Here is a 12,214-nt window from a genome sequence, read left to right as displayed (position 1 = left end):
TCTAACCTGCGACGGGCCGGGTGACCTTCTTGTAGGGCGCTCCCAGTGCGGGCACCGTGTCGTATCCCCGCCTGCGCGCGCGGGCGGCGTCGCGGCGAATCAAGGTCTGCAGGCCGGCGAACGTCGCCTGATCGAGCACCATGCGCGTCAGCAACCGGTTGTGCACGAAGCCGAAGGCCATCCCCGATTCCGGGTCGGCCCATCCCACCGAGCCGGCCAGCCCCGCGTGCCCGAAACCTGGCATCACACCGGGGATCGGCACGGAGTGGTATCCGAGGTGGAAGGACAGCGGCACGAAGAGGTTGCGGTCTGGCGCGAAGCTCCGCTCGCCGGTCAGGCCCTCGACCCGCTCCGGGGACAGCAACTGTGTGCCGTTGACCCGTCCGCCGTTGGCGATCGCCCCGTACATCTTTGCCAGCGCCCGCGCGGTGGTCACTCCGTTGGCCGCCGGAATCTCGGCGTCCAGAAACGGCGTATCCCCCTGCACAACGGACTTCATCCCGGGGAAGTACATCGAACCGAAGACCCCGGACACGCCGAGCGCGGCCACCCGGGGCGCCACGAAGTTGAATATCGGATTGGCCAATGTGCCCTGCGGAGCGAGGATTTGGGCGGGACGAGTCGGCGACGAGGCGGGCGGACGACCCAGGTGCAGTCCATCGGTGTCCAACGGTTCGGCCAGCTCCTCGCGGATCAGGTCGCGCATACCCTTGCCGGTGATGGCTCGACCCAGCCCCGACATCAGCCAGCCATACGTCAAAGCGTGATAGGCCTGGTGGCCGTACAGCAGGCGGTTGACCGGCGCGGCGGCGATCCGCTGCTCCATCGCGAGGTGGTCCAGCAGCTCGGACTTGCTGACACCGTTGAGCTGGGACAGCCCGGCGCGATGCCGCATGACGTCGCGGACCGTGATGTGGGACTTGCCGTTGGCCCCGAACTCGGGCCAGTACTCGCTGACCGGAGTGTCGTAGTCGAGCAGGCCGCGGTCGGCGAGCCGATGGATCACCGTCGACGCGAGACCCTTGGTGACCGAGAAGACCATGGCGCCGGTGTCGGCCGTCCAGAATTCGGTGCCGCGGCGGTCGGCGTAGCCGGTCCACACATCGACGACGGGTTCACCGTGGAGATAGACGCACAGGGCGCCACCGCCGAACCGGCGGCCGGGGAACAGGTTCGAGAACGCGCACAGGGTGCAGGCAAAGTTCGAGTCCGCTGCGCCCTGAATCCCTCGTGGGAGCGCCGCGCTGCGCTCCACGGATTTGACACCCGTCACAATGAATTAAATTTACCCGGCCCCCCGGCAAATAAACGAAGCGTTACCGAAAAGTTAAGTTACTGCAGGTCGGATGCTTCCAGGATGCGTTGTGCAGCAAGCGCGGGCGTCAATTTTCCGTCCCGCACCTGGCGCTCGACGTCGGCCCGGATCTTCTTAACCGAAGGATGCGACAGCACACGATCCAGCACCGCGTCGCGGACCATCGACCAGGTCCACTCGACCTGCTGCGTGCGCCGCCGCGCCTCGAACTCGCCGGCCTCGGTGAGCACCTCGCGATGTTTGAGCACCGTCTCCCACAGCTCCACCAGACCGTCGCCGGTCAGCGCACTCATCGTGAGAACCGGTGGGCGCCAAAGTGTTTCGCGGGGATAGATCAGTCGGATCGCGCCGGTCAGTTCACGGGCCGCCGCCTTGGCCTCCACCGCATGCTCACCGTCGGCCTTGTTCACCACGACGATGTCGGCCAGTTCCAGCACACCCTTCTTGATGCCCTGCAGCTGATCGCCGGTGCGCGCCAGCGTCAGGAACACGAAGGTGTCGACCATGTTGGAAACGGTCACCTCGGACTGCCCGACGCCAACCGTCTCGACCAGGATGACGTCGTACCCGGCCGCTTCCAGAAGCACGATCGTTTCGCGGGTGGCCCGCGCGACGCCGCCAAGGGTGCCCGAGGTCGGCGACGGCCGGATGTAGGCGTCGGGGTGCACCGCCAGTTTCGCCATCCGCGTCTTGTCCCCGAGGATCGATCCCCCGGTGCGCGTCGAGGACGGGTCGACCGCCAGTACCGCGACGCGGTGCCCCTGCTCGATCAGGTACATGCCGAGCGCTTCGATGGTCGTGGACTTGCCGACGCCGGGCACCCCGGTGATCCCCACGCGCATGGCGCTGCCCGCGTCGGGCATCAGGTCCAGCAGCAGTTGCTGCGCCTGTTCGCGATGGTCGGCCCGGGTGGACTCGACGAGCGTGATGGCCTTGGGCAGCGCCGCACGGTCGCCGTTGCGCACCGCGGCGGCCAAGTCCTCGATGGCGTTCATCTACCCCCGGGCTATGCCAGCTTGTAGCCCAGCCGGTCGGCGAGCTTGTGCAGCAGGCCGATGGCGGCGTCGGCGATGACGGTGCCGGGCGGGAAGATCGCGGTCGCGCCCGCCGCGTACAACTCGTCGAAGTCGCCCGGCGGGATCACGCCGCCGACCACGATCATGATGTCGGGCCTGCCCGCCTCGGCGAGCGCCTCGCGCAGCGCGGGCACCAGCGTCAGGTGGCCAGCGGCCAACGACGACACCCCGACCACGTGCACGTCGTTGTCGACGGCCTGGCGCGCGACCTCCTCGGGCGTGGAGAACAACGAGCCGACGTCCACGTCGAAGCCGATGTCGGCGAATGCGGTCGCGATCACCTTCTGTCCGCGGTCGTGGCCGTCCTGCCCCATCTTGGCGACCAGGATGCGCGGCCGACGACCGTCCGCCTCCGCGAACTTGTTCACGAGTTCCGTTGCGGTAGAGATATTGCTGACCGTCCCCACCTCATCTCGGTAGACGCCTGCGATCGTACGGATCTCGGCCTGATGCCGTCCGAACACCTTCTCCAGCGCGTCGGAGATCTCGCCCACCGTCGCGTGTGCGCGGGCCGCGTTGATGGCCAACGCCATCAGATTGTTCCCGAGGCCGTCCTCGCCTGCTGCCTCGGATTCACCTGCGGCCCTGGTCAATTCGGCCAGCGCAGCCTGGGTGGCCGCTTCGTCGCGCTCGGCGCGTAACTTCTGGAGCTTGGCGATCTGCTCGGCGCGCACCCGGCTGTTCTCGACCTTGAGGACCTCGATCTCATGGTCCTCGTCGACCTGGTACTTGTTCACCCCGATGACGGGTTGGGCGCCGGAGTCGATGCGTGCCTGGGTGCGCGCGGCGGCCTCTTCGATGCGCATCTTCGGGATGCCGTCGCTGATCGCCTGCGCCATACCGCCGTGCTCGTTCACCTCGCGGATGTGCGCGCGGGCCTTCTCGGCCAGCTGATGGGTGAGCCATTCGACGTAGTACGAACCGCCCCACGGGTCGATCGGACGCGTGGTCCCCGACTCCTGCTGCAGCAGCAGCTGGGTGTTGCGGGCGATGCGCGCCGAGAAGTCGGTCGGCAGCGCGAGCGCCTCGTCGAGGGCGTTGGTGTGCAGCGACTGGGTGTGCCCCTGAGTCGCGGCCATCGCCTCGATGCAGGTCCGCGCCACGTTGTTGAACGGATCCTGAGCGGTCAACGACCATCCCGACGTCTGCGAGTGGGTGCGCAACGACAGCGATTTGTCGTTCTTCGGGCCGAACTCCGCGACCAGCTCACTCCACAGCAGCCGGCCCGCACGCAGCTTGGCGACCTCCATGAAGAAGTTCATGCCGATGCCCCAGAAGAAGGACAGCCGCGGCGCGAACTTGTCGATGTCCAGCCCCGCGTCCAGGCCCGCCTTGATGTACTCGACACCGTCCGCCAGCGTGTAGGCGAGCTCGAGATCGGCTGTGGCACCGGCCTCTTGGATGTGGTACCCGGAGATTGAGATCGAGTTGAACTTCGGCATCTTCGCGCTGGTGTAGCCGAAGATGTCGGAGATCACCCGCATCGACGGCTTCGGCGGATAGATGTAGGTGTTGCGGACCATGAACTCTTTGAGGATGTCGTTCTGGATGGTCCCTGCCAGCTTCTCCGGCGGCACCCCCTGCTCCTCGGCCGCGACCACGTAGAGCGCGAGGATCGGCAGCACCGCACCGTTCATCGTCATCGACACCGAGACGGTGGACAGGTCGATACCGTCGAACAGCTGCCGCATGTCAAGGATGGAATCGATTGCCACACCGGCCATTCCGACGTCGCCCTGAACGCGCGGATGGTCGGAGTCGTAGCCGCGGTGGGTGGCGAGGTCGAACGCCACCGACAGACCCTTCTGGCCCGCGGCCAGGTTGCGACGATAGAACGCGTTGGACTCCGCCGCCGTCGAGAAGCCGGCGTACTGGCGGATGGTCCACGGCTGATTGACGTACATGGTCGGGTACGGCCCCCGGACGAACGGCGGTGCGCCAGGGAAGGTGTCCAACGGGTAGCCGGCGTCGACGGCCGCATCGCGGTCGGCCGCGATGTACACCGGTTTGACGTCGATGCCCTCCGGGGTGGTCCAGTCCAGTTGATCGGCGGTGTAACCGTGCGCCGCAGCGGCCGCGGCGATGTGCTCGGTCACCGCCGCTTCGGTGGCGGGCTCACCGGTCTTCTCGCCGTAGAGCGGCACCTCGGCGAAGTTGGTGATGGCCCCCGGCTTCACGTCCGAAGCCGGCTGACCGGCGACATTGGATACGGTCATGTCACGCCCCCAATCGGGTGAGCAGCGCCGACAGGGCGGCGATCGCGTCAATTTTGGCGGTCAGATACTCGTCCGGCTTGCTGGCCGCCTCGGCGACCGCTTTCTCCGGCCCGGCGAGATACACGTGCGAAACCCCTGCCGTCCGCGCCGCCTCGACGACGTCGGAGACCTCGTCCGCGTACCGGGCGTCGGTACCGCAGATCACGGCAGCGACGGCGCCGCCCGCGTCCGACACCGCCTTCGCAACCCCGGCGGCGTCGAGCGGACCCGGGTTGACGGCCTCGATCCCGCCGGATGCCAGCAGGTTCGCCGCGAACGTCGTGCGGATGTTGTGTTCGGCCAGCGGACCGAGCGGAAGGAGCAGCGCCTGCGGCCTGGCGCCGTGCTCGGCCAAGTATGCATCCGATCGGTCGCGCAGCGCCTCGAAACCGGCCGCGTAACGCTGCACGGCGGGATCCGGATCAGCATGGGGCAGCGGTATTTCCGCCAGATTCGGATACTCGTTGATACCGGTGAGCGCCGTCCGCCTGTGGGCGATGTCGTCTTGGCGCGTGTCGCTCACCTGCGCGATCCGCTCGGACAGATAATCGCCTGCTGCCGCGAAGCCGCCGCGGGATTCGATGTCCTGGAAGTGTTTCCACGCGTGTTCGGCGAGCTCCCGGGTGAGGTCTTCGATGTACCACGAACCGCCGCCGGGGTCGAGCACTCGGCCGAGGTGCGACTCCTCCAACAGCAGCAGCTGGGTGTTTCGGGCAATCCGGCGCGCGAAACTGGCTGCGGTGCCGGGCCATCCGCCGGGGATGGCGCTGTCGAACGGGTGGACCGCGACCGTGTCTGCTCCCCCGACACCCGCGGCGAAGGCGGCGACGGTGGTGCGGAGCATGTTCACCCACGGATCACGCTGCGCCATCATGGGTTTGGACGTCACCGCGTGCACGGTCACTGCGCCGGCGTCGGGCGCACCGGCCACCTCGGCCACCCGCGCCCAAAGCTGCCGCGCGGCACGCAGTTTGGCGATGGTCATGAACTGGTCGTCGTCGGCGGCGAGCCGGAAGCTGATCTGCCGCAACGCGTCCGGCACCGAGATGCCGTGCTCGGAAAGAAGCCGCAGATAGCTGACCCCCGCAGCAATCGCGCCCGCCAGCTCCAACGACGCGTTGGCGCCACGGTCATGGAACGCCGGCCCGTCGACGGTGATGGCACGGACGCCACCGCCGTAGCCGATCGTCTTGGCGGCGGTGGCCGCCACTTGGTCGGTCGTCGGCGCGCCGCGGCCGCTGAGAGCGGCGGTCAACGGGTCGGCGCCGAGATCGATCGAAAGGCGCTCGCGCCGTTCGTCATCCAGGTCGGCCACCAGAGCCAGCACCGCGTCGGCGGCGGCGGTGAAGTCCTGGCCCGCGTCCAGAACCACGGGCACGAGTTCGAGGAACACACCTTCGAGAAGCCGGTCGAGCTCGTCGGCGCCGACCCCGTTGGGGCCGATGTCGAGGATCAGCGCACTGGCCCCCTCGGTGAGCGCGGCGAGCACGGCGCCGTTTCCGTCCGCTACCGAAACCTGGCCGGGCGCGGGAAAAGTCTCGGCGACCTTCCAGCCGGATTTGACGTCGCGCAGCCCATCGGAACCGCGGGTGTACGGCCAGCGTCCCGGCAGCGGCGGCTCGGGCTGGGAATCGAGGATGGTGTACAGCGGGCGGATCGGGAAGCCCTCATACGTGGGCGAGTCGAGCAGGTGCTCAGGCGCTTCGCCGAGCTCCGCTGGATCCTTGCGGCTGCTCTTGGCGAGCACCGCGGCGACGGCCGCGCGCCATTGCTCGCGATCCGATTCCGATCCCACGGGCGTACCTACCGACACCGGCATCTCCTGTTGTCGAAACGTGTGACCTCTGTGTCTAACACGACCGTTCACCAGGCTAAATGATCGCTGTCACGGTGTTGACGGCCGGTCGGCGGACTCACGCTCGCGCCGTCCGGTCTTACCGGCCGACGCCACGTAGGGTTGGTAGGCGTGAATACCGTCGTCAGCACGCTGCGCGCCATTCGTGCGTCGGTGATTGCGACGGCGTCGGCACTGCCCCGCAGGCGCGTGTTCACCATCCTTTCCGCGATTGTGATTCTCGTCGCAATCGCGCTGCTGGTGCCTCTGCCGACCGCGGTGCAGCTGCGCGACTGGGCCACGTCCGTCGGCCCGTGGTTCCCGTTGGCATTCCTCGGCGCCCACATCGTGGTGACGGTGTTTCCGTTCCCGCGTACCGCGTTCACCCTGGCCGCAGGGCTGCTGTTCGGGCCGGTCCTCGGTGTGCCGCTGGCGGTTGGGGCGGCCACCATCAGCGCCGTCATCGCCCTGCTGCTGGTGCGCGCGGCCGGATGGCAGCTCAACAAGCTGGTGCGACACCCCCGCATCGACTCCCTGGACGCCCGGCTGCGTGAACGGGGGTGGCCAGCCATCGTGTCGATGCGACTGATCCCCGCGGTGCCGTTCTCGGTGCTGAACTACGCGGCCGGGGCGTCAGCGGTGCGGGTGCTTCCCTATACGTTCGCCACGCTGGTCGGGCTGGTGCCCGGCACCGCGGCGGTGGTGATCCTCGGTGACGCGCTGACCGGGAACGTCAGCCCGCTGCTGTTCTTGATCTCGTTCTGCACCGCGTGCGTCGGCGCGACCGGGCTCGTCTACGAGATCCGCGCCCACCGGCGCCATCACCGCGAGCGCCTGGCCGACGCGGAGGAAAGTTCCGAGCCGGCGGTCAGGTAATCAGCCTCAGAGGGAGTGCGCTCCCCCGTCGCCGCGCGGTCCCGGCGCAGGCGGCGGAGTGTAGGCCGAGGGCGGCTGCTGTTGTTGGGACAGCGGCGGGTACTGCTTCGGCGGTTCGATCGACCCCGGACTGTCGACCGGAGTGCGCGCCTCCGCCACCGCCTGCGCGACGGCCTGCGCAATCTCGGGGTCGGTCTGCGTGTTGAACCATTCGGCCACCTCGTCCGAATCGTCCTCGGGCTTGGGCAGATCCTCCTCGACCGGGGACGGCTGATAACGGAACACGCCGTCTTCGCCAGGCGCCCCGAGTAGCTTCGTGAACCCCTGCAGCGCGGAGCCGAAGTCGCTGGGCACGAGCCACACCTTGTTGGCTTCGCCCTTGGCCATCTGCGGCAGGGTCTGCAGATATTGGTAGGCCAGCATCTCGGGCGTCGGACGGCCGGCCTTGATCGCGGCGAATGTCTTCTCGATGGCCTTGGCCTGGCCTTGGGCCTGCAGATAGGACGCGGCTCGTTCACCCTGTGCGCGCAGGATGCGGGACTGCCGGTCCGCCTCGGCTGCCAGGATGGCGGCCTGTTTGGCGCCCTCGGCCGCGAGGATCTGCGCTTGCTTCTGCCCCTCGGCCTGTTTGATCGACGCCTCGCGGTTGCCTTCCGCCGTCAGGATCATGGCGCGCTTCTCACGGTCGGCGCGCATCTGCTTCTCCATTGAATCCTGGATCGACGGCGGCGGGTCGATGCTGCGCAGTTCGACGCGCGCGACGCGCAGACCCCAGCGGCCGGTGGCCTCGTCGAGCACCCCTCGCAGCTGGCCGTTGATCGAGTCACGTGAGGTGAGCGTCTGTTCCAGCGTCATACCGCCGACCACGTTGCGCAGCGTGGTGGTGGTCAGCTGCTCGACGCCGACGATGTAGTTGCTGATCTGGTAGACGGCGGCCTGCGGATTGGTGACCTGGAAGTAGACGACGGTGTCGATGTTGACGGTCAGGTTGTCCTCGGTGATGACCGGCTGGGGCGGGAAGGACACGACGCGCTCGCGGAGGTCGACGCGGGCCCGGATCTTGTCGATGAACGGCAACAGCAGAGTCAGCTGTCCCGAGACCGTCTTGCTGTAGCGGCCGAGGCGTTCGATCACCGCGGCTTCGGCCTGTGGGATCAATGCGACGGACTTGGCCACGATGATGGCGGCGAACACCACCAACACGACCAGGAGCACCAGGCCGGCTACCGCACCATCCATGAACGTTCCTTCCTCGGTGTTCTCTGGTCCAGTTCTCTAGACGACTTTCTGGACGACCGCCGTCGCGCCGTCGATCTGCACGACGGTCACATGGTCACCCGGCTCGTACACGTCGTTTTCGTTCAGAGGGCGCGCGGTCCACACCTCTCCCTCGAGTTTCACCTGGCCTTCGTGGCGCCCGACCCGGTCCAGCACCAGCGCGCTCTTGCCCTCCAGCGCCTTGGCGGGCTCGGGCAGCCCTTTACCCGACTGGAAATGCTTGCGCAGAGCGGGCCGCACCAGCACCAGCAGGAGCACCGACACGACGGCGAACACCGCTCCGTGCACCCACACGTCATCGAAGATGAGGCTTGACCCCGCGGCCGCAAGAGCCCCGCCGCCGAGCATCAGCAGGAACAGATCGCCCGTCAGCGCCTCGGCCCCGGCCAGGGCCAGTGCGGCGACTAGCCAGATCAACGCAGCAGGCATGCCGCCAGCCTAGCGCGTAGCCGACCCATTGAGCCGCTAACAACTACACTGCGAAAACTATGTGGTGTCCGAGTGTGTCGCTGTCGGTGTGGGCCAATGCCTGGCTGGCCGGCGCCGCCGCGCCTGACGATGTGCTGGATGCCTTATCGCTGTGGGCGCCAAGACATTCCGTCACCGCATACGACTCGGTGGCAGCCGGGCGTACCGGGCTGCCCTGGCCGGATCTGACCGACTCTGGCGCCGTTTCGTTGCTGCAGACGCTGCGCACCGGTGCCGGCCGCGGGGGTTCGTCTCCCGCGATGGGCGTCGTCCTGCCGGTGCCCGGGGACGTCCGCGGGCTGCCTGCGGGGACCCAGTTCCAGCGCGACGCGGTGACCGCGGGCGAGGCACTCATCGTCGCGAGTGACCCCGCCGAGGCCATCGGCTTGGTGCCCGACTACGACTACCCCGACCTCGACGACAGCGATGACCCCGACGCCGCACCCGATCCGTGCGGCATGTCGTGGACGGTGTACTCGGTGCCCGGAGCGAAGCCGATGGAGGGTCTGGACCTCGGCGAAGCGGAGTACGCCATGCGGTCGGCCGTCCGCTCCGCCGCCGACGCGCTCGGCGCCCTGCACGCCGAGGCGGCGGGCAGCGACATCGAGGACCCCCGCAGCCTCGTCGAGCAAGTGGTGGAATCCGAACGGCAACACAGCATTCCGGATCACGCCCCAACCCGCGCCCTGCGGGTACTGGACAACGCGGCGTACATCGACGCGATCATCACCGTGAGCTCGGGGCTGATCCCGATCGGGCTGAACAGCTCCGCGGACGTGCAGACCGCCAGCGAAGCACTACGTCCGCTCAACGGCGTCGTGCGGTCGGCGCGGCTGGCCGCGGTCAGCGCGATCCTGCATTCCGCCTGGAAGCACTGACTTTCACCTCACCAACGCCAAGGCCACCAGTGCCGGTAGTAGCCGAACCCATAGTCCGGACCGACAAAGCCCGGACCGCCATAGCCATGGAATCCGTAGTGGCCGATGTGGCCGTATCCGTGACCGCCGTAGCCGTGGCCGGCCGGAATGACGGTCAGGTCCGCCCCAGGATGTGCGGTCGACACCACAGCTGGTGAGGTCGGTACGGTGTCCGCCGCCGCGACCGGAGCCGCCGCAATGGTCACCACTGCCGCGCCTGTCATCATCGCCGCCAAAATCTGCTTCAACCCTGGTCGCATCGCGAAACTCCTTCGAATATCTATGTTTCTGCTGCACTTCCAGAGTTGCGCGCACACCCTGCCGTGTCGTTGCGGGAGCCACCCAAGACGTTCCCCCGGCTACCTGGTATCGCACGCAGGTGTGCAGTACACCCCGTCGATCGAGAAGCCCTGTAGCGGTGGAGGTTCCGCACCGGCGACGCGAACCGGGTCGCGGCCGTGGCGTAGTTCGTCGAGCAGGTCGGCGACCACGCGCGCGAGGTCGGCGTTGGGCGTCGCGGCCCGCGCGAACGCCATGCCGTACCGCTCTGCCTCACCCTTGAGCTCGTTGTCGAGGTCCCACACCACCTCGATGTGGTCGGCCACGAAACCGATCGGGCAGACGACCACCGCGCGGGTGCCCGCCGCCGCGAGAGCTCCGAGGTGATCGGCGACGTCGGGCTCCAGCCACGGCACCTGCGGGGGCCCGGAGCGCGACTGCCAGACCTGGTCGTAATCGTCGTACCCTGCCGCGGCGGCGGCGAGTTTGGCGGCGTAGGCCACCTGGCGCTCGTACAGGTCTGTGCCACAACGGGATCGGGCCGACAGCGGAATGGAGTGTGCCGTGAACACCAACCGTGCATCGTCGGGCACGGTCTGCGCGGCCGCGGTGATCGCATCGCTGAACATCTGCACGAACAGCGGATGGTCGTAGAACTGCCGAAGTTTCACCAGCTGCGGCGCGGCGTCGCCGACGGCGCGCCTGGCCCTGGCGATGTCCTCGACGTACTGCGCGCAGCCCGAGTAACCGCCCCACGCCGACGTGCTGAAAACCGCGGCGCGGCGAATCCCGTCGCGGGCCATGTCGCCGACCGCATCCTCGACGTACGGCTCCCAGTTGCGGTTGCCGAAGTACACCGGGATGTCGATGAGGCCACGCAACTGGTCGATGAGCGCGCGATTGATGCCGTTGATCGGGGACACGCCGCCGAAGTGCAGGTAGTGCTCGGCGACGGACGCGAGCCGCTCGCGCGGAATCCCCCGTCCTCTGGTGACGTTCTCGAGGAACGGCATCACCTGGTCCGGCCCCTCCGGGCCGCCGAACGACAGCAGCAGGACGGCGTCGATGTCAGTGCTCTCCGCGCGACCGCTCATCGTGTCGCGCTACAGCAGCTGTGTGCTGGCGCCGCCGTCGGCGTAGATGACGGTCCCGGTCGTGGCGGGCAGCCAATCCGACAGCAGAGCGCACACGGTCTTGGCGACCGGCGTCGGGTCCTTCATGTTCCAGCCGATCGGCGCCCGCTGGTCCCAGCCCTCTTCGAGCAGCTTCATCTGGGCACCGGCCTCCTCGCCGAGCGCACCGCCGACGATGGCGCTCATCGCCAGCGTGCGAATCGGCCCCGCGGCAACGAGATTCGATCGCACACCGTGCGGACCCGCCTCGCGAGCCACGAAGCGGTTCACCGATTCCAGCGCACTCTTGGCGACCGTCATCCAGTTGTAGGCGGGCATCGCGCGGGTCGGGTCGAAGTCCATGCCGACGATCGAGCCGCCCGGATTCATGACGGGCAGCACCGCTTTGGCTAGCGAGGCATACGAGTACGCGGAGATGTGGATGCCCTTCGAGACGTCCTCGTACGGGGCGTCGAAGAACGGGTTGATGCCCATTCCGGTCTGCGGCATGAAGCCGATCGAGTGCACCGCGCCGTCGAGCTTGTTGCCTTCACCGATCACCTCGGTGATGCGTTCGGCGAGCGTGTCGAGGTGCTTCTCGTTCTGCACATCCAATTCGAGCAGCGGCGCCTTTTCCGGAAGCCGGTCGGCGATGCGCTGGATCAGCTTCAGCCGGTCGAACCCGGTCAACACCAGCTGGGCGCCCGCCTCCTGCGCCACCTTGGCGATGTGAAACGCGATCGACGAGTCGGTGATGATCCCCGTGACGAGGATCCGCTTGCCTTCCAGAAGTCCTGCCATGTC

Annotated in this window: 11 protein-coding genes; 2 read left to right on the top strand and 9 right to left on the bottom strand. The window is 67.8% G+C overall.

All coding sequences use genetic code 11. The features are described 5' to 3' along the window. Position 1: 1 nt before the first annotated feature. The 4 genes from lipL to mutA are packed head-to-tail and all read right to left on the bottom strand — an operon-like array spanning position 2 to position 6,465. Positions 2-1,273: an esterase/beta-lactamase LipL gene (gene lipL, locus H7J93_RS04980; RefSeq protein ID WP_267305184.1), complete on the bottom strand. Its 1,272-nt coding sequence runs from the start codon at positions 1,271-1,273 to the stop codon at positions 2-4. A gap of 59 nt (positions 1,274-1,332) precedes the next feature. Further along, positions 1,333-2,310, bottom strand: a complete 978-nt coding sequence (meaB, locus tag H7J93_RS04975; protein WP_267305183.1) for a methylmalonyl Co-A mutase-associated GTPase MeaB — start codon at positions 2,308-2,310, stop codon at positions 1,333-1,335. 11 nt (positions 2,311-2,321) lie between these two features. Continuing rightward, the gene (scpA, locus tag H7J93_RS04970; protein WP_267305182.1) at positions 2,322-4,607 is read right to left on the bottom strand and encodes a methylmalonyl-CoA mutase; all 2,286 of its coding nucleotides are present in this window, start codon (positions 4,605-4,607) and stop codon (positions 2,322-2,324) included. A gap of 1 nt (position 4,608) precedes the next feature. Further along, positions 4,609-6,465, bottom strand: a complete 1,857-nt coding sequence (mutA, locus tag H7J93_RS04965) for a methylmalonyl-CoA mutase small subunit (protein ID WP_267305181.1) — start codon at positions 6,463-6,465, stop codon at positions 4,609-4,611. A gap of 147 nt (positions 6,466-6,612) precedes the next feature. On the opposite strand from mutA, the gene H7J93_RS04960 reads away from it, so the two are divergent. After that, entirely contained in the window at positions 6,613-7,356 is a 744-nt protein-coding gene (locus H7J93_RS04960) for a TVP38/TMEM64 family protein (RefSeq protein WP_267305180.1), read from the top strand. 6 nt (positions 7,357-7,362) lie between these two features. Here H7J93_RS04960 and H7J93_RS04955 read toward each other — a convergent pair whose 3' ends face one another. Further along, a complete protein-coding gene (locus H7J93_RS04955) occupies positions 7,363-8,595 on the bottom strand; it encodes an SPFH domain-containing protein (RefSeq protein ID WP_267305179.1) in 1,233 nt (410 codons plus the stop codon). 36 nt (positions 8,596-8,631) lie between these two features. Next, a complete protein-coding gene (locus tag H7J93_RS04950) occupies positions 8,632-9,063 on the bottom strand; it encodes an NfeD family protein (RefSeq protein WP_267305178.1) in 432 nt (143 codons plus the stop codon). A 59-nt stretch (positions 9,064-9,122) separates the two neighbouring features. On the opposite strand from H7J93_RS04950, the gene H7J93_RS04945 reads away from it, so the two are divergent. Next, positions 9,123-9,980 (top strand): Rv1486c family protein, encoded by an 858-nt coding sequence (locus tag H7J93_RS04945; protein WP_267305177.1) that lies wholly within the window; start codon positions 9,123-9,125, stop codon positions 9,978-9,980. An 8-nt stretch (positions 9,981-9,988) separates the two neighbouring features. Here the strand turns inward: H7J93_RS04945 and H7J93_RS04940 are convergent, their stop codons facing one another. The 3 genes from H7J93_RS04940 to inhA all read right to left on the bottom strand — a co-directional run bounded on the left by H7J93_RS04940 (position 9,989) and on the right by inhA (position 12,211). Next, positions 9,989-10,279 carry a hypothetical protein gene (locus H7J93_RS04940; protein ID WP_267305176.1) on the bottom strand — a complete coding sequence of 97 codons (291 nt, stop codon included), beginning with the start codon at positions 10,277-10,279 and terminating at the stop codon, positions 9,989-9,991. 99 nt (positions 10,280-10,378) lie between these two features. Further along, positions 10,379-11,392 carry a ferrochelatase gene (locus H7J93_RS04935; RefSeq protein WP_267305175.1) on the bottom strand — a complete coding sequence of 338 codons (1,014 nt, stop codon included), beginning with the start codon at positions 11,390-11,392 and terminating at the stop codon, positions 10,379-10,381. A 9-nt stretch (positions 11,393-11,401) separates the two neighbouring features. Further along, positions 11,402-12,211 (bottom strand): NADH-dependent enoyl-ACP reductase InhA, encoded by an 810-nt coding sequence (inhA, locus tag H7J93_RS04930; RefSeq protein WP_267305174.1) that lies wholly within the window; start codon positions 12,209-12,211, stop codon positions 11,402-11,404. Positions 12,212-12,214 lie beyond the last annotated feature (3 nt).

The organism is Mycobacterium barrassiae (assembly GCF_025822765.1).
Lineage (GTDB): Bacteria > Actinomycetota > Actinomycetes > Mycobacteriales > Mycobacteriaceae > Mycobacterium > Mycobacterium barrassiae.
Note: the sequence above shows the minus strand (reverse complement) of the source record. Positions and strands in the feature narration are given on the sequence as shown.